This window comes from Actinomycetota bacterium (genome assembly GCA_028698215.1).
Classification (GTDB): Bacteria; Actinomycetota; Humimicrobiia; order Humimicrobiales; family Humimicrobiaceae; genus Halolacustris.
The window spans coordinates 41,613-63,896 of the sequence record JAQVDY010000002.1 but is presented as its reverse complement, the minus strand read 5'-3'; the positions used below and the strand labels follow the sequence as shown (position 1 = coordinate 63,896).

21 protein-coding genes are annotated in these 22,284 nt (G+C 40.3%); 3 read left to right on the top strand and 18 right to left on the bottom strand.

Annotated features, from left to right (window positions below):
• Positions 1-154: 154 nt before the first annotated feature.
• The 7 genes from PHN32_01195 to PHN32_01165 form a co-directional block, all read right to left on the bottom strand.
• Positions 155-988, bottom strand: a complete 834-nt coding sequence (locus PHN32_01195) for a phosphoenolpyruvate hydrolase family protein (protein ID MDD3776211.1) — start codon at positions 986-988, stop codon at positions 155-157.
• Position 989: 1 nt separating this feature from the next.
• The gene (locus PHN32_01190) at positions 990-1,874 is read right to left on the bottom strand and encodes an amidohydrolase family protein (GenBank protein MDD3776210.1); all 885 of its coding nucleotides are present in this window, start codon (positions 1,872-1,874) and stop codon (positions 990-992) included.
• A 58-nt stretch (positions 1,875-1,932) separates the two neighbouring features.
• The gene (locus tag PHN32_01185; GenBank protein ID MDD3776209.1) at positions 1,933-2,799 is read right to left on the bottom strand and encodes a phosphoenolpyruvate hydrolase family protein; all 867 of its coding nucleotides are present in this window, start codon (positions 2,797-2,799) and stop codon (positions 1,933-1,935) included.
• Between the two features lie 279 nt (positions 2,800-3,078).
• Positions 3,079-3,927 carry a sugar phosphate isomerase/epimerase gene (locus PHN32_01180; protein MDD3776208.1) on the bottom strand — a complete coding sequence of 283 codons (849 nt, stop codon included), beginning with the start codon at positions 3,925-3,927 and terminating at the stop codon, positions 3,079-3,081.
• A gap of 59 nt (positions 3,928-3,986) precedes the next feature.
• Positions 3,987-4,919, bottom strand: a complete 933-nt coding sequence (locus PHN32_01175) for an MBL fold metallo-hydrolase (protein MDD3776207.1) — start codon at positions 4,917-4,919, stop codon at positions 3,987-3,989.
• On the bottom strand, positions 4,894-5,706 hold the full coding sequence (locus PHN32_01170) for a triose-phosphate isomerase (GenBank protein MDD3776206.1): 813 nt from the start codon (positions 5,704-5,706) through the stop codon (positions 4,894-4,896). The genes PHN32_01175 and PHN32_01170 overlap by 26 nt, the downstream gene beginning before the upstream one ends.
• 16 nt (positions 5,707-5,722) lie before the next feature.
• Positions 5,723-7,006 (bottom strand): RuBisCO large subunit C-terminal-like domain-containing protein, encoded by a 1,284-nt coding sequence (locus PHN32_01165; GenBank protein ID MDD3776205.1) that lies wholly within the window; start codon positions 7,004-7,006, stop codon positions 5,723-5,725.
• 284 nt (positions 7,007-7,290) lie between these two features.
• Between PHN32_01165 and PHN32_01160 the strand changes: the two genes are divergently transcribed.
• Positions 7,291-8,496 carry an MFS transporter gene (locus PHN32_01160; GenBank protein MDD3776204.1) on the top strand — a complete coding sequence of 402 codons (1,206 nt, stop codon included), beginning with the start codon at positions 7,291-7,293 and terminating at the stop codon, positions 8,494-8,496.
• A 32-nt stretch (positions 8,497-8,528) separates the two neighbouring features.
• Here the strand turns inward: PHN32_01160 and PHN32_01155 are convergent, their stop codons facing one another.
• From PHN32_01155 to PHN32_01105, 11 genes are all read right to left on the bottom strand, one after another.
• Positions 8,529-9,914, bottom strand: coding sequence for a Tm-1-like ATP-binding domain-containing protein (locus PHN32_01155; protein ID MDD3776203.1), 1,386 nt, complete (start codon positions 9,912-9,914; stop codon positions 8,529-8,531).
• Between the two features lie 20 nt (positions 9,915-9,934).
• Positions 9,935-10,765: a phosphoenolpyruvate hydrolase family protein gene (locus tag PHN32_01150; protein MDD3776202.1), complete on the bottom strand. Its 831-nt coding sequence runs from the start codon at positions 10,763-10,765 to the stop codon at positions 9,935-9,937.
• Positions 10,766-11,038: 273 nt separating this feature from the next.
• A complete protein-coding gene (locus tag PHN32_01145) occupies positions 11,039-12,280 on the bottom strand; it encodes a sugar ABC transporter substrate-binding protein (GenBank protein MDD3776201.1) in 1,242 nt (413 codons plus the stop codon).
• Positions 12,281-12,398: 118 nt separating this feature from the next.
• Positions 12,399-13,454 carry an ABC transporter permease gene (locus PHN32_01140; GenBank protein ID MDD3776200.1) on the bottom strand — a complete coding sequence of 352 codons (1,056 nt, stop codon included), beginning with the start codon at positions 13,452-13,454 and terminating at the stop codon, positions 12,399-12,401.
• Positions 13,451-14,938, bottom strand: a complete 1,488-nt coding sequence (locus PHN32_01135; protein ID MDD3776199.1) for a sugar ABC transporter ATP-binding protein — start codon at positions 14,936-14,938, stop codon at positions 13,451-13,453. Before PHN32_01135 ends, PHN32_01140 begins: the two co-directional genes overlap by 4 nt.
• Before the next feature lie 441 nt (positions 14,939-15,379).
• Positions 15,380-15,607, bottom strand: a complete 228-nt coding sequence (locus PHN32_01130; GenBank protein ID MDD3776198.1) for a hypothetical protein — start codon at positions 15,605-15,607, stop codon at positions 15,380-15,382.
• A 74-nt stretch (positions 15,608-15,681) separates the two neighbouring features.
• Positions 15,682-16,212 (bottom strand): type 1 glutamine amidotransferase, encoded by a 531-nt coding sequence (locus tag PHN32_01125; protein MDD3776197.1) that lies wholly within the window; start codon positions 16,210-16,212, stop codon positions 15,682-15,684.
• Positions 16,213-16,322: 110 nt separating this feature from the next.
• The gene (locus PHN32_01120) at positions 16,323-16,949 is read right to left on the bottom strand and encodes a response regulator transcription factor (GenBank protein MDD3776196.1); all 627 of its coding nucleotides are present in this window, start codon (positions 16,947-16,949) and stop codon (positions 16,323-16,325) included.
• A 187-nt stretch (positions 16,950-17,136) separates the two neighbouring features.
• Positions 17,137-17,652 carry a hypothetical protein gene (locus PHN32_01115; protein ID MDD3776195.1) on the bottom strand — a complete coding sequence of 172 codons (516 nt, stop codon included), beginning with the start codon at positions 17,650-17,652 and terminating at the stop codon, positions 17,137-17,139.
• A 132-nt stretch (positions 17,653-17,784) separates the two neighbouring features.
• Positions 17,785-19,902 carry an MASE3 domain-containing protein gene (locus tag PHN32_01110; GenBank protein ID MDD3776194.1) on the bottom strand — a complete coding sequence of 706 codons (2,118 nt, stop codon included), beginning with the start codon at positions 19,900-19,902 and terminating at the stop codon, positions 17,785-17,787.
• A 29-nt stretch (positions 19,903-19,931) separates the two neighbouring features.
• On the bottom strand, positions 19,932-21,059 hold the full coding sequence (locus PHN32_01105) for an ATP-binding protein (protein MDD3776193.1): 1,128 nt from the start codon (positions 21,057-21,059) through the stop codon (positions 19,932-19,934).
• Between the two features lie 222 nt (positions 21,060-21,281).
• Between PHN32_01105 and PHN32_01100 the strand changes: the two genes are divergently transcribed.
• Positions 21,282-21,680 (top strand): class II SORL domain-containing protein, encoded by a 399-nt coding sequence (locus PHN32_01100; protein ID MDD3776192.1) that lies wholly within the window; start codon positions 21,282-21,284, stop codon positions 21,678-21,680.
• A gap of 6 nt (positions 21,681-21,686) precedes the next feature.
• Complete coding sequence (locus PHN32_01095; GenBank protein ID MDD3776191.1) at positions 21,687-22,274, top strand: hypothetical protein; 588 nt, start codon at positions 21,687-21,689, stop codon at positions 22,272-22,274.
• Positions 22,275-22,284 lie beyond the last annotated feature (10 nt).

The window sequence follows — 22,284 nt, the reverse complement described above, 5'->3', positions numbered from 1 at the left end:
TAATATTAATAAACATTTTTATTCTACAAAATAAACAGGTATATATAAATAAGGCTAACCTTCCCTATTCCAGACATACCTTTTATTAGCCATTCCATCCCAGGCTACAGAGCCAGTTTACTAAAATTTAGCCTTAAAACATACCTGGCAAAAATTAACCAGTGCTCATTGCCTTATACTCTTTAGTAATATCGATAATTGCCTTTTCGGTAGGAATTCTTTCTCCGCTGGAACCAGAGGCATAACCCACCGCATCTGTATGCAAAATAGAATATTGAGCCGTTTTTACGTCTTCAAATGGTCCCCCGTGGGTAATAATAATGGCATCAGGGTTTATTTTTTGAGCAGCCTTGCAAATCTCTTGGGTATCCCGGACCGCACTTTCCAGTGTTATGGTATCCTTGGCTCCGCTTAAACCACCAGCAGTCAAACCAATCATAGCCCCAATTACATCTGCTCCTGCTTCCGCCATTCTTTCTGCCTGGCCAGCATCGAACGTCCAGGCAAGGGTAAAAATATTGTTGCGGTGTGCTATCCTAATCAATTCTACTTCCCGGGAGAAGCCAATCCCCGCATTTTCCAGCATATCGGCAAAACCTTTTCCATAAATACCAACAAAAGGTTCGTTACTGACTCCTGAAAAACCCAAATCCATAATCTCATCTACAAATAAATTTATGTCCCTGGTAGGATCATGGGCACCTATGCCCGCTATGCATGGTGTATGCTTGACCACGGGAAGAATGGCTTTTGAATATTTTACCAGTTCGTCATTAGCATTGGAATAAGGCAACCAGGCCATAAGGGAAGAAGTACCCATCATCCTCCAAAAGGCAGTCGAATAAAGGCCAATTAGGTCCGCCCCTCCTAATTCTGCACATTTGGCAGTAAGCCCTATGCCTGCTCCAAACATAAATACGGCTTTATTGTTGCTAACCTGCTCCCGAAGCTGTTGCAGTATTTCTTCTCTTGAATATCTCTTTGCCATTTTACCCCCACGAATCTATTAATTTTTGACTGTTTCTGTAAAATATTTTTTCCATATCGTCATCTGAAATAAAATTATTATAAGTTTGGTTTAGAGAATCAGCCGCTCTGTATATAGCAGATAAGGTGTCCCTCTGGTCATATAACGGATAGTCCGAACCAAACAGTAACCGGTCAAAATTACCTACCCATATCTTTACTTTATATAAGAATTCTTCCATAGGCTTATAGGCTAAATCCTGTGGCCGCCCCATATTACTGCTAACATCCACATACACATTAGCATGCTTCCTGAGCATGACTGCAGTATCGTCAAACCAGGGCTTACCTGCATGGGACAGCAATATGGTAAGATTAGGGAAGTCTCCGGCTACCTGATCCAAATATTCCGGCATGGAATAATAATTTTTAAAGGGGGCAATACCTATATAACCGGTGTGGAAAAGAATTGGCAGCCTATAGTTTTCCATTAATTCGTACAAGGGATATAGCTTTTGGTCATGGGGGTAGAATTCCTGAAATGAAGGGTGCAGCTTTAATCCCTTAAAACCAAAATCTTCAATAAATTCCTTAATAAGGTCCAGGGAAGACTGGCCCCCTAAAGGATCAGCTACTGCTAATCCCAAAAGACGTTGGTTGCCTTTATTTATCTCTGATGCCAGGTAATTATTTACTTTTCGGTATACCTCATTATCAGCCCCGGTCTTTAAAGATATACCGGCAACCAGGCTGATTTCAATTTCTTCCTTATCCATTACTTCCAGCAAACCTTCTGCTGTTAAGGCCCTGCTGGAAGGATCCCAGATATTTCTTTTCTTCAAATAAGCCACCATTGAAGGCGTGGTCTCGTCACCAGGCCACAGGTGGGTATGAGCATCTATTAACATTTAAGCCTCCATTTGCAATTTTTTTATGCTTAACCTTAATCTTAATTTAACCGCCGGCCTACAATTTAAACCAGTCCGGTACATTTATATCCATATTCTTAAATTCCTGGGTAGCTTTTATCAGCACAGGCTCTACCGCGGTTCTTTCTATGCTGGAACCGCAGGTATAACCTACAGCTTCAGTACCAGCCAGCACTTTTTGGGAATTTTCCACATTATCCATTGGGCCCCCATGGGTAATAACCATAAAATCATGTTCAGGCCTGGCTTCCTTGGCAATTTCTATAAATTCATTAGTGATACCTATGGCATCCTGGATAGTCATTACTGATTTAACCCCGGTAAGACCTCCCGTTGTGCATCCACAGTGAACAGCAACAATATCCACTCCTGCTTCAGCAACCGCTCTAGCTTCATCCGGGGTAAAGCAATAGCCCACTGTAAAAAGGTCCATCTTATGGGCCAGTCTTAGCATTTCAACTTCCTGATCAAAACCCAGGCCTGATTCTTCCAAATTCATCCTGAATACTGAGCCGGCATCAATTAATCCTACTGTAGGGAAATTTTGGACCCCGATAATTCCCATATCCTTTATCTCCCGAAATAACTGCTCCCATAAAGTAGCTGGATCCTGGGCGCAAAATCCTGCCACCAGAGGGGTGCCGTTAAGTCTCTGTATGACCGAAGGGGCATAATCTAGAACCATTTGATTGTTCCTGCCTATGGGCAGAAGGCCGGAAAGTGAACCTATGCCGTAATGCCGATATACTCCGGTATTATATAGTCCTATTAAGTCAATTCCGCCTTTTTCCAGCAATTTGGCAGTAAAACCGTCCCCGGCACTGGCCAATAGGATTGCTTTTTTCTTCTTTATGGATTGCTTTAACCTTTCAATAACTTCTTTCCTGGTAAATTTTTTATTCACTGTTCCTCCTTGTTTAGGGATAAATCTAATTGATAATAATGATAAAAAGGACCTATAAATTTTATTAATATGCCTGCTGCTGTCAGATAAGGAAATGCTTAATTTTTAGTTAAAAACAGCTTATTTAAATGCTTCTGCAGCAAACAAAAGTACTTCTTTTAACCATTTTTAACTTACCTTTAATTAAAATAGTATCAAAGATTTAATCGTTTAACAATCAGCACGAAAAGTAAAAATAATGTAATTTCCCAGCTTGTTCCTTAGAATTCTACCCTTAACCTACCTTATCTTATTTCTAAAATAGGGTTCCCGGCTTAAGAATTCCCTAAGCTTACCCATAATAAAATTTTTGTCCTGGCCTTTTATGGAATCCCCTTTAAGCTCAAAGATAATAGCCCCCCTGTAGCCTATATCCTCCAAAGTAATAAAAAAACGCCGCCAATCTATGCCACCTTGCCCCGGAGGCAGGTGCAGGTCATCCAAAGCGTCTTTTTTACTGCGGTTTTGGTCCCCATTATTGTCCTGTAGGTGCATGGTAAAGATTGAATCCTTAAACTCTGACAATATATCATATAGATTTTCAGTTAAATGAGCATGCCCGGTATCCAGGCATATCCCTATATTTTCTGGCCTATTTACCTTTTTTCTAACCTCAGCAAGTATGCAGCTTAAGGTTTCTAAATCCTCTCCGAAAAACCCCATGGGCAGATTTTCCACTGCCACTTTAATCCCCTTTGGTTCTGCATAGTTGCATATCCTGACCAGGCTTTCCATGCAGTTTAGGGTTCTTTCACCTTCGGAATGGTCATCAAACCATCCTCCAGGATGTACGACCAAAATCTTTGCTCCCCACCTGGCTGCTATATCTATCCTGGACAAGGCATCCTCCATGCCTTTGGTTCTGATTGTTAAGTTTGTTTCTGAAATATCACAATCATTATAATCAGCATGTATGGAATATAAAGCTATCCCGGAATCCTTTAAAAATCCCATAGATCTCTCATCCAGTTTATGATAGTTGGATAGTTCTAAATATTTTAAGCCTGAACCTGCCAAAAAGCTTATCTCATCCCTGTCCAGTATTTTCTCCTGGTCTCCCAAAATCATGCTGCTGATCCCTATAATCATCTATTCCTCCATAAACTATCTATATTTTCACTTTATTTAAATATTTTGTTAACCTTAATTCAAGATATTAAGGTTAAATCCCTGCCTACGGTAATAGGCCCCTTGAAAATCTTTTTCATCCCCTTTATATATTCCCTTTCCACTTCCCGGGCAGGGGTAATGGAGGGTATATGATGGGTAAGCACCAGGTGGTTTACCTGGCATTGGGCAGCTAACTGGGCCACCTCTTGAACCGAAGTATGCTTTTTTTGGGCATTATTAATAATGACAGCCGTATCGCTATTGCCATAAATACTTCCAGCAAGTTTAACGAATTGGGGGTTATAGGATTCATGCACCAAGATATGGGCACCTTTCGAGTAACGCCTTATACCCTCACAGGGCCTGGTATCGCCAGAGAAAACCACCACTTTCCCCAAGTATTCAAACCGGTAGCCTACTGCAGGGCTGTAATTGCCATGGTCCACCTCAAAGGCAAACACCTTAACATCATCCTGTTGGTAGACCAGCCCTCCATTAGACTGCTTATACTCTATCTCTGTTACCTCCGGGGTAAAAGAAGGCCTGGTGCTAAAATCATAATCAAGGGAATCCCGCATCTTGGTTAATACTTGAACCGTATTGGTAGGTCCTAGTACCATCAATTTTTGTTCCCTTCTTGGCACTTCCCGGGGGAAGCAGCTGGTATAGACAAAATCTATAAAACCAGCATTATGGTCCGCATGATGGTGGGTAAAAAATAAATGGTTTACCTGGGAAGGAAATACCCCCGCCTGCAGAAGTCTTTGTACGGCCCCGCTGCCACAATCTATTAAAAAATAATGACTTCCGGCTACCAGTATGCTGGCTGGACGGGTACGGTAAAATCCTCCAAAGGGATTCCCGGTTCCCAGCAAAACTAACTTAAGCTCACCTTTTCGGCATTTAAGGGGATTGCTGATCAGGCCATCTACCGGCTTGCTTTTTTTAACCCTGATTGTTTCTACCCGCACGCTCCCCTGCTTCCTGTGCTACTAATTTTATAATTTTTACAAATTCTGCAGGGTCTAAAGCACCCCTGGTTATGGCCAAGCCATCCACTTCAGGAATTTTTATTATGTCCTGGCTATTGTCATAGTTAACGCTTCCCCCATATATAACCCTGGCCACTGAAGACATGTCCTGGCCATATAATTGACCAATAGCCTCCTGTACCAATAGATGGGATTTTTGGATTACTTCCCGGGAAGCAGTTTCTTTTTTGCCTATAGCCCACCGGGGTTCATAGACCAGTACCAGTTCTTTAAGAAAAGAAGCAGGAATGCCTTCCAAAGCAATACCCAGCTGCTGTCTTAAAACTTCCGCAGTTTGTCCTGCCTTATATTCCTCCCAAGTTTCACCCACCAGTAGAATGGGGATCAAACCATTTCTGTAGGCAGCCAGAACTTTCTGGTTAATAGTATGGTCATTTTCACCAAAATATATTCTTCTTTCTGAATGGCCGATATAAACATATTTACACCCAATATCCTTTAGCAATAAAGGTGATACTTCACCGGTATATGGGCCTTGATCTTCCCAGAACATATCCTGGGCACCCAGATGGATAAGAGGATTACGCTCCAAGGTTGAAATTGCCCCCAGGGATATAAAGTCCGGTAAGGTGTATATTTCCAGTTTGGACTCATCCACAAAATCTAGATTTTTCCCCAAAACCTCTATGTATTCTATAGACTTGGTAATAGATTTAAAATATATCTTCCAGCTGGAACCTACCACCATTTTTTTTTGGTAATTCATTGTTTGCCTTTCCCTGTTATTGCCATTTCTCCAGTGATATCTTCAGGGCTTCGCTCCCTTTTTCCTTAGCCCACTGGTCAAGAGGTACGCCTTGGCCCAGGGCCTCTGCTGCTTCCATCATAGCCTTTGCCCCTTCGGTAGGCCCCAGGGGATGGCCCAATATGGCTCCTCCCACTGCCAGTACAACTTCTTTACCTAAATCATTTACTACTCTTTCCCCCGACCGTGGAGTCATTCCTCCCCCTATGACCGGCATGGTTTCCCTAATGGATCCCAGTGGCAACCTTTGGGTATCCGCAATCTGCGAATATCTTCTTTTAATAAAAGGATAGGTGCTGTAAGGTGAACTAAACATGCACATATCAGCACCGGCCAGCCTGGACAGTTTTCCTAGAAGCAGCTGGGTGGACAGCCCGGTAAAAGGAGACTCGGTAATGGCACCCGCGGAAGCATAGTGAGCCAGAATAGGGATATCAATATCTGTTTCCCTTAATGCCTGCAAAGCACCTAGTCCTGTGGCTACAAAGTTTACCAGAAGCGCTCCAGCACCCGCTTCCCTGGCTATCTTAGCATGTTCGATCATCTTATCCTGCCTATCGGTAATATTAACGCAATAGCGAACCAGATGCCCTGTTTCTTGTTCTACTTCCCTGGCTGCTTCAGTGTACTGTTTTACCCGGTCCAGGATGGGGCTATAAGAGGTTTGGGCTAAAAGCTCATCATCTTTAATAATATCTACTCCACCCCTGGCTATGCTTTTAAAAATCTTGGCCCCTTCCGGGGGAGTGTACCCCAGGCAGGGTTTAACCATATTCAAAATAATTGGCCTCCGGTTTATTTTAAAGTACTCGTACAACCCGGGAATGCCGAATTTAGGCCCCGGAAAGGCCTTTAAAAAGTGATGGGAAAACTTTATATCCAGTAATTTTACCTGGGCAGAAGTTGATACATCATTTCCCAGCAAAGTAACCATAAGCATCGGAAACTGGGTATCAAAATTATGATCCGGAAATGCAATCTGTACTATATGGGCAGTCTGCTCTGGCTCGTCAGGTATCAGCTCTGCCGGGGGTATATCATACAAAGCTACAATCCTGCCCCCGTATTTTTTCTTCATTTCATCAGTTATGCCAGGAACAGGAAGCCAGGTACCCAAGGTTTGCCCTACTGCAAAGGACTTGGCCTTTTGGTAGATATCTATTCCCCGGGGAGCCTGGAAAAAATAGGTAGCAATTATATAATCTCCTTCATATATTTCTTCCGGCAAACCTACCGGTTCATTTATTTGATAATGGCTCATAAGAATGCTCCTCTTATAGTAATTGTGTCATAATATTCTAAATTTAATACCATATAATGGTGCAAATATCAAATTGGTAAAGTTTAAGGCCAGGAAGATGCTGCTGCCCTAGACTTTTCTCTAGGGATATTTATCATCCGCTGGTTAATGGTTTTACAAATATTTTGCCCTTACTTTTTTAGCCCACTATTTAGTTTATTAAAAAGTTTAAATTTGATATAGTGTTCAATATTCTTGAACTTAATGAATTAAAATTGAAGCCTAATCTGGAATAGAAAAGGGATTTGGAAAAAAGAAAAGACAATTTTATTGATTATTTAAGGGAAATTCCTAATTACCTCGCTATTTTTATAGTGCCCGTTTATTTTATGACTGCTTCCCCCATGCTGTTAGAAATTGGGGCCAGCACAGGAAACAATGCTGCAGATTTAAGCCTGATATTTACCTTCTTTACCATAGGGATGATATTGGGCCAGCTTACTTCAGTTATGTATAACCGTAAATTTAAAAAGTTTAAGGTAATAATGGCCGGATATGTGCTTATAGTGCCTATTCTGTTTTTATTGAGTTTGGTTAACAATTTATATCTTTTTTATATATTATATTTCCTGTTAGGTTACGCAGCAGGTGTGATCTGGATCCAGGCCACTAAATACGTATTAGAAAACAAAATAAAAAACAAAGACCGGCTGACCACTATTTTTCTAAGCTTCTATCCTATAGGAAATTTTATAGCCCCCCTTATTGCTTCCCTGCTGATAAACAACAGCCTTAACTGGAGATACTCCTATTACATCATGATATTTTTAACCTTTATAATTATGGCTCTATATATTTGGTTAAAAAGGGGCAAAAAAGGCCAGCCGGAAGAAGAGGAGGAAGAAAGAATAAGCCTAAAAGACATATTTACAGACCGCCAGAGAAACATCATATTTGTTCTGGGATGCCTGCTGCTTCTGTTCTACTGCATTTCTGAAACAGTAGTAGCCACCTGGGCCCCCACTTTCTTAAGAGTAGAAAAATTGTTTGATGTAAACACTGCAGGTTGGGCTGCTTCCCTGTTCTGGCTGGCAGTACTGATAGGCAGGATGATTACTGGAGCTATTGCGGGAAAAATCAAATCCAACTATATAATGCTGATATTATCCATTATTGCTATAGTATCCATGGCTGTTTTTATCCCCCTAAACCAAACCATAGGGTCCCTGGCCGCCATATTTATGGCAGGTATAGGCTGTTCAGGCATTATTACTTTAGGTATCTCATCTACCAGCACTATCTATCCCCATGGACGGGGGGTATTGGCCAGTATTGTATTTGCCGCCGTAAATATAGGGGTGTCAGCTGCCCCTTTTCTCACCAGGCTCACTTCCCAGTACCATATGTCGTGGTCTATGGCCATAGCCCCTATTGCTATGGGAATGACCACGGTTATGATCCTGGTTAAAATTTTTTATACAAATAAAATAAAAAAATACCCTGGAGGTTAAACCAGGGTATTTTTTACAGATGTTTTTAGTTTTTATTCTACTATGTTCTCCATATCCCGGTATGACCCTTTGGTCCATCTTCCATCCAGCATATCCCCCATAATCCGGTTTAAAAAATCAGTAAAAACAATATCCAAAATATGGTTATTGCATACTATAAGATCCAGATTAGGATTATCTTTGTCTATTTTTTGCTTGAATATGTTCCACATGGTAGTAGCTCTCTTAGACCACTTTGGATTATCGGGATCCGGTATCCAAACCGGGCCATCACCTTTTTCCTTAGCCCATCCTCTTTCCACTGTAGCCTGCTCTACCGATTGGTCATAAGCGCTCCATCCCCTGAGAGGAAGTACCAGGGCAGTAGGACCAGTGGTTCTATTCAGCTTTTCTATTATCTCTGTGGCAAATAATTCTGTTTCTTCCAGGGTAGGCGCAATAATAGTAACTGCTGAATTATGTATATAGGGCTCCCTGGAGTTCTGGTAAGATACCCTCTTGCCTTGTTTATATTCCTCCATGATCTTGCCGGGCATGGTCTTAAGGGGACCATAAGCACACTGGGCCAGCCCTCCCGGACATACTATCTGGGGTATACCCATATCACTGGCAGCAGTCAGCCTTTCTCCTTCCCAGTCTGGATCAATCCCATATATACTGCCATAATAGTTGTTGCTGAGCTCTCCAATAGTAATGTCGTAAACAGCAGTAATCATCCTGGACCTTATCAAGTCCTCCATGGTAGCACCGGTACCTACCTGATGTATGGTTATGGTATCAAAGCCTCTTTTTTCTTCCATATATTTCGATAATCTCATAACTGCAGGGGTAGTAGTACCATAGGCGGTTACCGCAGCCAAAGGCTTGGCTTCTTTTTCAGATATTTCTCCCACTTTGGCCATAGCTACGATAGCAGCGGTGGCATTAGCCACAATTTTCCTGGTAACCCGGTTAACCCCCTTTTCCGATATGGGGTTGGAGATGTAAATATCTTTACTTCCCAACCAGGAGCTAACATCGCTGGCTGCACAAGTGGAAAGCATTATCTTGGGGACTCCTATAGGTAGGGCCCTCATAGTCATAGTGCTGACTGTAGTTCCTACTGATCCAGACCAGGCGATAACTCCATCTACCTGGCCTTCTTCATAAAGCTTGGCCATCTTTTTAGCTCCAGCTTTTCCCACAATCTCTATGGCTTCAGTCCTTGAAGCTTTAAATACATCCTCTTTATGTATTCCATCTTCTGCCAGCACTTCAGACAAAGAGATATCGGCCCATCCTACCTCACCACCCAGGCTCAGCTCCATTATCTTGGCGTTAGCTCCCAGTTTTTGGCATTCCCGGGCTAGGAACTTTATTTCGTCACCCTTGGTGTCCAGTACGCCTATGCATAAAATATTTGGTTTTTTATCATTCATGTTTATTCCTTCAATTTTGTTTATTTCATTGGTACATTTTTATAAGCTTGGGTTACTTCCAGTATTGCTTTTTCTATAGGCATCCTTTCAGCAGCGGAGCCACCAGTGAATCCTTGTGCATCTGTATTTTTAAATACATATTCCACTTCTTTAGGTCCTTCAATGGGTCCCCCGTGTGCAAACAGGATTACATCCTTATTAACTTTTCGGGCAGCATCAAAAATCTCCTGGCTTAGCTGGGCAGCTTCCTCTAAGGTCAATGATGTTTTGGCCCCAATGGAACCGCCTTTAGTAGAGCCCACATGGGAAGCTATTATATCCGCTCCAGCTTGGGCTAAAATAGATGCTTCTTCGGGCGAAAATGCATAGGAAAAGGTAAACATATCCATTTTTTGGGCAACTTCCACTATTTCCACCTCATTCTTCCAGCCCATTCCTATATGCTCTATCTGTTCACTGAAGCTTTCTCCATAAAGTTTACTTATAAAAGGATTAATACCGGAGAGGCCTAACTCTTTTAATATTTCCAGGTGCTTCTGGTGTGGCAGCAATGGGTTATGGGGGCCGGTAAGGCCAATTAGAGGTACTTCACTTACTACCGGCACAATTTCCTTAGCGAGGTCAAATACTACCTGGTTTATGTCATAGAAAGGCAGAAAAGCGGCCAAAGAACCTTGCCCTTTGAGCCTCCAGTAGCTGGTAGGAGATATGCAAATGATATCTGAGCCTCCTTTCTCCTGAAATTTAGCGGAAATGCCCATTCCACAATTAGGCATAAATAATGGCTTACCTTTTTTTATTTCCGCCTGTAATCGATCCACAACTTCTTGCTTGGTATATCTTTTACCCATATTTTTCCTCCTTGAATATGTTTCTGATTTATAGGTTTTATGGTTTTAGTCCTGTGATCGCTTCTTAACCATAGCTTTGCTTTTGAAACCATTAAACTACTAAACACATAAAATAACAAAATGCCCAAAATAACCAGGAAAAAAATAATCAGGGGCCTATATAGAACCCCTGATTATTTTTATTGTATCTCTGCTGTTAGACTTAATTTCTTCTAATACATTTATCCAGCTTCTATTAAGTCCTTCTGTCATCCTTTATCTTACTAGTTAACCTTAAAATCCTTCCTGATCAACAAATTTAGGATCGTTGATATCAGTAACAAAGTCGCCTGCTTCTCTTCCAGCCATGTATGCATCTACATCGGAGAAAGGAACTAGGGCAACATCGTTAATATTATCAACATTATAAGGTGTTAAGTATGGATGAATGTATTTTCTGTATTCGTCGCCATTGAAGTGAGCTTTAACCTGCTGATACAGGGTGTCGCCTTCAAGAGCTGCGGTCTGGTTAACATCCATGGTTATTACGCCATCTTTAACCCACTGCCATGAGATCTCTCTACCGTTTGATGCTCCTAACCAGTAGTCAGAAGAATTTAGTCCTGCTTCTTCCATGGCCATCAGAACACCTTCCATCATAGGATCGTTCTGCACATATGCACCATCAAAACCGTCAACTCCGAGAGATGTGATAGCATCAGTCATTGCTTTCTGTGCAGGATCTGAGAACCATCCGCCTGAAGCCCAGAATACAACTTCTATATCCTGAGTTCCATCCAGGCTAGCTTCAGTTTTTTTGGTAGCTACTTCTTCAGCAGTAGGGCCCCCCAGGCTCATTCCAGCATCTTCATATGCTTTCAAAAAGCCCAGTGTTTGTGCGCCTGCACTACCCTGGCCCAGCTGGCCTTCAATATTTATAACTTTCTTAACGCCTCTTGCTAAAGCGTCTTCGCCAGCATAGACACCGGCTTCTACAAAGTTATAACAGCATGATCCAGCAGCATCAGTTGCATTTGGAGCTGATGCAAAGCTGTGGGCAGCGCCGAAGTAAGGAATGCCTGCTGCCTGGCATTTGGTTATACACTCAGATGTTGTATCAGCAGAGTTCTGGATAACTACTATAGCGTCATATCCAGCGGTTATAAAGTCTTCAACTGCCTGCAGCTGTTCTGCTGCGGTGTTCTGTCCAACTTTATAATCGATTGTCCACTCTGTTTCAGGATCAGCATCTGCACATGCCTGCATAGTGTCTACCATTACCTGATAGTAGGAGTCTGCGCCGTCAGCATAGAAACCTATATCCAGAGTCTGTACTTCAGCTGCAGGTTCTTCAGCTGCAGGCTCTTCAGCTGCAGGCTCTTCCGCTGCAGGTTCTTCAGCTGCAGGTTCTTCAGCTGCAGGCTCTTCCGCAGGAGCTTCAGCCGCTTCTTCCGCAGGTGCTTGTGCTGTACAACCTGCGAATGAGAATGTAATCGCCAAAGCAACTACGATTAGGAGAACTAATATTCTCTTCATTGCTTTTTACCTCTTTCCTTTCTTGTTATCATTTCTATTTATATAATACTGTAACGATTAAATAAGTTACAGCAAATATATTTTTCCAAAAAACTAATTATTTTTTTATGAATTTACCTTATCTGATTTGTTTCATCCTCTGGCTTCTGGCCTGAACAATAGCACCGGCAGTAACTGCTGCTATTATAATTATACCCTTAGCTACAAACTGCCACTCGCTTTGCAGACGAAGGATATTCATAGCATTAGCAATAGAACCCAATAAAATCGCTCCAATAAAAGTACCCCAAATATTTCCTTTGCCTCCTGAAAGTGCAACTCCGCCTACAACCGTGGCAGCAATAACATCAATTTCCAAATTCTGTCCTACAGTTATTATAGCGGTATTAACTCGAGCTAACAACATGAAGGAAGCGATAGAAACCAGAAATCCGTTTAGAGCATAGGTAGACATCATAATATTTTTTACATCAATACCGGCTAGATAGGCAGCATTACGGTTTGCTCCTACCGCATAAACCCTTCTGCCATACTTGGTGTATTTCAGCAGCCACCACATAATCACGGTTATAACTAGGAAAACAATAACATACACAGGTATAGTAAGTGATAACCCTGATGGCCCTTTTGCCCCTTCAATTAGATTAGCTTTTAGCGGATTCAGGATGCCCTGGGTACTAATTTCCTGCGAACGGCAAATTAGGAGAGCAATCCCCCTGAATGCTATCATACCACCCAGAGTAATAATAAAAGGCTCTACCTTAAAGCGGGAAATTATCCAGCCCATAGCTGTTTCCAGTAAAATTGCTATTACTACAATAGAAGCAATAGCCACAGCTACAGGATAATTCCAGTCCCTAAAAGCTTTGGCAAAGTAAAGAGCTACCAGGGAAACCAACATACCAACCGATAGGTCTATTCCTCCGCCAATCATTACTACAGACATACCCATAGCCATAATTCCCACAGCAGCCACCTGCATAAATATATTCAATAAGTTAACTGGGCTTATAAACGAGGGGTAAGTTACGCCTCCAGCAACAGCACTGGTAATAACCTGTATAAGCACTATGGCAATGAAGAAAAAAATGGTAATCATCAAAACCGTAGAATTTTCTCCCCTTCCAAAAAGCGCAAAACCTTTTCTTCTTTCCGGTTCAGGCGACTGTTTCATATTTTTTTACCTCCTATTGATAACTCAAGTATATTTTCCTCACTGATTTCTTCCCTTTTTAGCTCCCCTTCAATCTGGCCTGCTTTCATAACCATAATCCGGTCACTCATGGAAGCTATCTCCGGCATATCAGAAGAGACCATTACTATAGCCTTGCCTTCTTCTAAGAGATTAGTCATCAGCTGATAGATTTCCTGTTTGGCTCCTACATCTATACCTCTGGTGGGCTCATCAAAGATAAAAATCTCCCCATTGGTATTAAACCACTTGGCTAAAACAACTTTTTGCTGGTTGCCGCCTGAAAGATTCCCTGCCAGCATCTGTGAATTGGGTGCCTTTATATTAAGTTTCTTAACCATTCGGTCTCCAATCTCTACCTCATTGGTAGGGGTTATGGTGGATCCTTTGGTATTGACCATATCGGCAATCATTATATTGCGGGCTATGGAATGAATTAAAAACAAGCCGGTAAACTGCCGGTCTTCAGTGATGTAGCACATCTTATTCCTTATTGCATCACTGGGGTCTTTTAAATTAACCTCTTGCCCCAAAATAGAAATGCGTCCATCTATTTTTTCGGCACCTCCAAAAAGAAGAGTCATAAGCTCAGATCTACCCGAACCTACCATTCCAGCAAAACCTAGAATTTCTCCCCTTTTGACCTCAAACGATATATCTTTTACCCCATTACCCGAGAGGTTCTCTACTTCCAACACTGTTTCACCGGGCTCATAAAATTCACGATGGTAAAAAGCAGATGCATCGCGGCCAACCATGTACTTAATTAGCTGAGACTCATCAACTTCACCTACATCGCAAGTTTTTACATGCATTCCATCTCTTAGTACACTAATCCTGTCCGCAACTTTAAACACTTCCTCCAAATGGTGAGAAATATAGATAACTCCAATTCCGGTTTTCTTAATTTTATTTACAATCTCCAGCAAATTATCAATTTCACTCACCGAAAAAGAAGCGGTAGGCTCATCCATTATTATTACTTTACGGTCCAGCACCAGAGCCTTGGCAATCTCTACTATTTTTTGTTCTCCTGACGACAGGTCGTTCACCAGCTGATCAGGATTGAGGTCGCTATGGAGATATTCTAGAACTTCAGCTGTTTTCTTGCGCATTTCCACTTTCTGCATAATACCGTTATTGGTAATTTCCATTCCCACAAAAATATTTTCAGTAATACTCAAATGAGGGAAAATGGTATGCTCCTGGTAGATAGTCTGTATGCCCAGGTTCATGGCTGTATATGGATCCAGGGACACCTTTTTACCTTCAAAGTAGATTTCACCTTCATCTGGTTGATAAGCTCCCGATACAATCTTGATAAGTGTGGATTTGCCGGCACCATTTTCTCCACATATTCCATGGACTTCGCCTTTTCTTAGTTCAAAGGAAACATCTTTTAGGGCTTGTACTCCCGGGAAACCTTTGGAAATATTATTCAAGCTAAGAATTACCTCATCAGCCATAATTCTTTAATCCTTCTCTATTTATGATTTTAATTATGCTTATTTTGTCTTGTCTATACGATTAAGTAATTATTGGGTTATAATAAAATTATTTTATTTATGTAATTCTAACCTACCAAACTTGTGATTGTCAACTCAACCTGTGTATTTATTTTATGAGCATTTTAGTATTAGCATAGCCATAAATATTTCAATTTAATCTCGTGCTTTATCTAGGGATGTTTAAAAAATCCAGATATTTCAATATTTTTAATCTTTCTAACCTTTCCTAAAGGCCAGTAAAAATTACCTCTATGCTTTTATTTACTCCTGGATTTGGCCTGCGATCTTTAAGCCAAACATTTATCAAATAGCATGTTTAGCCCTCATTTGAAACCAAATTAGGGTTAAACATAAAATAATATGTTGTTATACCAGGCAGATTCAAAATAGGGGCTAAATTCACTGCTTGGAATGAGAATACCTATATACTAAAGGTTTTCCCTTGGTGATAACATGAACCAGCTTAGCCTGGCAGTTATTGCAAACATAAACAGAATCGCCATCAGAATCTTTAATAATCTTTATATCCTTAGCCAAAGCTCCGGTTATCCCTTCGTGAAATTTTCTTTTCCTATACAGCCAGGTACCACATTTAGGGCATTTTTGAAACATTAAATCCTCGTACATTTCTCCTCCTGATATTCCATTTAATGGCTGGCAGCCAATTTATTCATTAATGTATTTATATTTGCTTTCATTCACTAATTATTTTGAACTTTTTGACTTATAAGACCGATTATTGATTTACAGAAAACAGGCAAGTCGTCTGGGCCCCTAGAGGTAATAATATTTCCAGAAATTACTACTTCACAATCAACAAAGCTGCCGCCTGCATTTTTAAGGTCGGTAGATATGGAGCTTGCTCCTGTAACTTTTTTATCTTTAATTGCGTCAGCCTCTACCAGCATCCAGGGACCGTGGCATATTGCTGCTACTACCCCTCCCTGTTGGTATATTTTTCTTACAACATCTACCATATCTTTATTTTTCCTCATTTTGTCCGGAGCATATCCTCCAGGAATAATTAAGGCTGAAACATCATTTAGTTCCACTTCCTTGGCCGATAAATCTGCTTTTAGGGTTATGCCATATTTACCCTGATACTCTTTTCCAGCAACTGGCCCTATCGTGGTAACCTCATAGCCTTCTTCTTTCATGCGGTAATAAGGATACAATGCTTCCTTATCATCAAATAAGTCTTCTATTAGCATTAAAACTTTTATGGATCTCATGCACCCCTCCCTATTTAAAATGTAGTTTAATCATTATAGGTGGGGGGAAATATTTAGGTAATAGTATTAAGTATGGATAATTTAAGATAAAAAGTAGAGGTTTATACTGGTCATTCGACCAGTTTATTCTTTAGAGCAATGGATACTGCTTCCGCCCTGCTGGAAGCACCCAGCTTGGTTAATATATTGCTTACATGAAACTTCACGGTAGATACGCTTAATACCAGCTTCTTAGCTATTTCCTTATTGGATAGGCCATCAGCCAGGCAGGATAATATGTTTTGTTCCTGGTTGGTTAAGCTAAAATCTTCAATTGAAGGCCTCTTTAAATTAGATATTAAGAAATCACTGGCTTCCGAAGAAAGGGTAGGTTTGCCTTGATAGGCATTTCTAATTATTTCTATCAGGTCGTCTCCGGATACATTTTTTAATACGTACCCTATAGCTCCAGCCTTAAGTGATTCTTCAATGAGTTTCTTATCTACAAAACTGGTTAAGACTACGATTTTGGCTTGGGGCATATCCTTTAGGATGGTTTTAATGGTTTCTACTCCACTTAACCCGGGCATTATTAAATCCATCAACACTATATCCGGGTTAAATTCTAGACATAATTCAAATGCCTGGTGGCCGTTTTCTGCTTCTCCCACAATCTCAATATCATCACACATTTCCAGCAAAGCCCTTATGCCTTGCCTTACCAACAAATGGTCATCAGTTACCAATACTTTAATCATGGTTAAGATATGCTATAAGTTTAAGATTTTCCTATCATATGGTTAATTATAGCAATTTAGACTTGAGATTAACATTATTATTTTGTATTAAATTAATTTATACCCGGCAAGCTTGAACATATCTGTGCTGCAGGTATTTAGGGGAAAAATTAATCTAAAGATTATATTAGCAGTTAAAGCTTACAGTTTAGGCCACAACGCAAGGCTTTTCAGAAGCTTTATTGGTTTCACTTAATTTTAGATACTGCTGGCCCAGTGAACACCAAAATTGATAGTCTTGCTGGTAATCCAAATGATCAGCATCATATATGCTGTCTATGCCTTGCCGGTATGACTGCACCCAACATTTACGGGCTATAATCGATTGCCGGTATCGGTTAAAAGCTGATATTAGATTGGGAGGAACTTCCAGCTGTTCCAAAGATTCCAAGTATTTGCTGTATTGGGCAGCAATAATTTCAGCATATATATGCCTGATATTGGATTTATAATTAAAATCGCTTAGAAGTGGTGAAATTCTATTATGGTACCTTTCCCAAATGCGGCTAAAACTTTTATAAAATTGATAAAAATTAGATATTTCCAACTGCGGGCCCTCTGACATTAGACCTAAGTCCCAAACCAGTTGAGAAGCTTGTATCTGGATCTTTAATTCAATTATTTTTGCCAAATGATTATCTCTATATTCTATTTTGCTCTTCACCTTAATTCCCCCTCAATATCTGATATATTTATAAGACTATACTGAAATCATCACTATAGTAATAGTACTAAGTACAGTATTTAGAGGAAAAAAGTAGGGGATTTAACTAAACTAAAGCACAGATAAATATTCTTATTTAACAGCTTTGGAGAAGACCACATGTATCCGGGTACCTTCATCAGGCACACTTTTAATGTTTATGGAAGCACCCATTATCCTTGCCCTCTCTTTCATTATATTTAAACCTAGATTAGTAGAAGGCACAGTTTCGGGATCAAAGCCCCGGCCGTTATCCTGTATGGTAAGTTCCAGGTTTTGAGGATTGCTTTTTATAATGATATAGGCCTGGGTGGCAGAAGAATGTTTTATGATATTATTTAAAGCTTCTTGTGCTATACGGTAAAATCCAAACTCAATTTTAGAGGGATACTTATACTCGCCTTCTACCGAGAGGGTAACCGGTATTTTGGACTTGGATTCAATAGATTTAACTAATTGGTTAAGCAAATTGATAAGATTTTCATCTTTTAAGGCAGAAGGTTTTAATTCATACAGCAATATCCTCATTTCTTTTAGGGCTGCCTGGTAAAGAAGTTTGATTTCTTCCAACCTTTTGGCTACCGCATTCGGATCTTTTTCCCATAATTTAGGTATAGTTCCCGCAATAAGGTTTGCAGAAAAAAGGGTTTGGGTTACAGTATCATGAAGTTCCCGGGCCAGCTTGTTACGCTCTTGGCTTAAAGCCCTTTCCCTGGCTATCTTTTTTTGCAGCTTTTCTGCATTTTTTCTTATAGTAATATCTGTTCCATATATATTTAGGTAATTTGACTCTTTTACCGGTACTATTGTAAATTCATATATAAGTTTGCCCAGGGTAATTTCGGTTACTGCTGAGCCTTCCTCCCTATTGTAGCTTTCAGCAGATTTTTGCAGCACCTTTATAAATTCGGTTTTCTGTTTATCACCCATATTTGCCAGTATTTGCTGAGCTGGATCATTGGCATAGATTATGGAATTCTTTTTATCTATCCTCATGACGGGATTAGGGTTTTCCAAAGTAAACCTGGACAGGCTTTCAATTTCCAGCTCAGCCTTTTTCCTTTGGGTGATATCAGAAAAAACAGTAGCAATTTTACCCTTGGCGGGTGAAAAAGCAGATAGGGACAGATATTTATCCAGGGCAGGAAAATAGGTTTCAAACCGGACCGGATCCCCAGTTTTTATCACCTTTAGATAAGCATCCAGGTATGGAATATCGGTTCCATAAGTTTCAGAGGCTTTCCGCCCTACAACCTGCTCTCTTGGCCAACCGGTTATAAAAACAAAAGAAGGGTTAACATCCACTATCTTGTAATCAATAACCTGGCCATTAGCATCATAAAGCAGTTCCTGCAGACATACCGCCTCATTCATAGATAAGAAAAGCGACCTGAACTTTTTCTCATTATCCTTAATTTCTTTTTCACCCTGTTTTAATTTGAAAAACAATAAGTCTAAAGGTTGTGAAAAGCCAGTTTCTATTACCGCTTTATAAATTAAAAAGAAAGATACAAATTTAAGGAAATGGCCTAACTGGTTAAACAATCCGTATACATCGTCATATAGAGTGAACATTAGCTCAGATACTATGGTTAATGCCAGGGAAGCTATGATTAAAGAAAATATTTTGGGGTTAAATTCACTGCGGTAAAAAAATAATAAAACTACAGCCGCTGCCAATATAAAAGAAATTATGTATTCACTGATGATTTTAAACTGGGTAAGCCCTGAGCCCTCAATAAAACAGGCAGGAAAAACCTCCCAGTAAAATATTGATAATAATAATAGTATAGTTACTATAGAATAGATAACAAACTGGATCTTTAAATTTAACCTTCTAGTTATAAACAATAAGGCTAAAAGTAAAGATACGCTCTGCATATACCTGGCTGCAATCCACAGCTGGGTAGCCAGGTCTGATTCGATAAATCCAATAAATACTCCTGAACCGCTGTAGGCTAGGGTATGCAGTAAATCCAATATGGCTACGAAAAAATAAGATAAGCCCACAAATAGAAGAAAGTGATTATCCAGATATTTCCTGGAATTCCAGGCCACTACGAAAATGCCGATGGCTATTATTATACTAAACAGCTCTATGATACTGTGGTAGATAATGTAACTGTATAGGCTTAATAAATAGAGCCCTGCAATGGAAGCCAGCCCCAAAATTAAAAGTAAATAGTTTTTTCTAAAGAAAGCTGTTGCCAATATTTAAACCTTTATGTCTGCATTAACAATTATGCAGGATAGCGGGCAATAAATGTAGTCCCCTGTTCCAGCGAACTTTTAAAACTAATACTGCCCTCCAAATATTGCTCGCTTAGCAATTTCATGCTGTATGTACCCAGGCCCCTGCCTGCACCCTTGGTAGTAAAGGACCTCTGGAAAAGCTGTAATTGGTGCTCTTTGGGTATGAATCCTGCATTGTGAACCCTAAATTCAGCAAAACCATCCACCAGTTCACTAGAAACTATAACCTTTTGTCCGGGAGGGCTGGCTTCTAATGCGTTTAATACCATATTCTCCAATACCCTGGTAAATAACCCCTGGTCTGTATTTAAGACCATTTTTTCCTGGAAGCATTGCACCACAACTTCCCGGTCTGTAAAGCGCTGGTTAAAGGTTTCTGATAAATTCTTAATAATGGCATTTGCATCTACCGGCACTCGTTCTACCAGTAACTCCCCGTTTTCAGCTGCCAGCAATTCCTTCTGTGATTTAAGTTCAGCTATAAGCTGTTTAATTCCAGCCAAAAGGCTGGCCCATTGGGGATTGCCTCTTATCTCCTGTTGCTTGGAGTTTATTGCATTGGAGAGTAATTGAATTGCTGATGCAGTGTTCATTAAATCATGGAAAAAAATCCTTTCCAGCACCTGCCTTCTTTTTTCGTTACTTATATCAGTAATAGCCAGAATGCTGAAATTTTGTCCTTCCAATCTTAAGGGGGTAGTACGGATTAATAGATTTAAAGCCTCCATCCGGGGCCCTTTTAAAATCCTGCACTCCCTGAGGTCAGCTTTATTATTTAAAGCTGACAGTATGGCATTTACCGCCCCACACTGCGTGCAATATTCACTGGTCCCGCAGCCCCCGCTGTAAAGACAGGAATAGCTACACCCCAAAGCTTCCCCCGGCCTTAAACCATAAAGATGATTGGGATTATCTTCTCCCAGCAAAGCAGCAGCAGCAGAATTAAAATACACTATCTGCCTGTCTCTATTCAATATTAAAACCAATTCGGTAACTGCATCGTAAAATCTGCTTACCGGGCCATGATACTGTCTTAATAACCTTTTTTGGTTTTCAATTTCCTCTAAAGTACTCCTACCGGCAGGAGCGTAATAGCTAACCAGGGATTTAGGCATGGTGTTTTATCTCCCTCTTTTTAATTATGGAAAATATTCTATGTTTATAGTCTAAAGGCTAACTGATTTTAGTCAAGATTTTAGCCTATTGCTTTAAGCTATCTATACTTATGGCCAGTATAAACCCGTACTTTTTGATGATGCAAACTGTACCTACTGCCGTTAACTTAATCCCAGTCTATAGCTAAAATTAAATCATTACAATTATGGGAAAGGACAAAAATGGCTAATTTAGATCAATTATTGCAAACTGCAGATTTTAAAACAGAAAAACATGTTCCAGTAATAGAAGTAGAGCCGGGCGCCAAAAAGGGAGAGCCGGTTGAAATAAAGATTAGCATTGGAAAAGAAATTGCGCATCCTAACACTACCCAACACCATATAACCTGGATCTCCCTATTTTTCCTGCCAGATGGGGATAAATATCCCATACATATTGGCGATATTAATTTTTCAGCTCACGGCAGCTCTGTACAGGGGGCAGATACCAGTACTGTATACACCAATTACAAAGGGGTTTTTTCTCTTACTACTGAAAAACAGGGTAACCTGCTGGCTTCATCCTATTGTAATATACATGGCCTATGGCAAAGCTCTAAACAGTTAAAATTAAACAGCTGATTAACCATGTGGAGAAAGATATTTATAGTCATTATAATAGCCGCCGTTATTGCATCTGTTGGCTGCCAAAAAGAAAATAGCAGCTTGGACTATTCTTTCTCCACTCATGATTTGCAGGCCAAATTTACTGCCAGCATTGAGATAAATTCAGTACCCCAATTTGAGTCTCAACTAAGGGAATTTAATCAATTCAGCCAGGAATTCTTTCCATTATGGTCCCAATATATTATGGAAACAGAACCGTTACTGGAAGAATTTAATGAGCCAGGTTCAACCCCTAAAGAGAAAATGGTTTATGCCGGTCAGCTGAGAACAAAATATGAGCAGTTATACCAAAATTTGGAAAAAATAATACCACCGGGCATAGCTGAACAGGCACACCGGTATGCCTTGGATATTGTGGGCTATAGAATTATATTCCTCTACAAGTTTGAAGAGGGTGCAGATGCCCAGACGTTATCAGAGATAAGTGATACCGCCTATCTGCTGGAAGAGGTATTTTGGCTGGAAATAGACAAGATATTCAACATTTTTGACCAAGCAGCTAAGAGCTTGGGAATTAATCAGAAAGAGCTGGAACTGGAAAGGCTATAGCGCAGATATA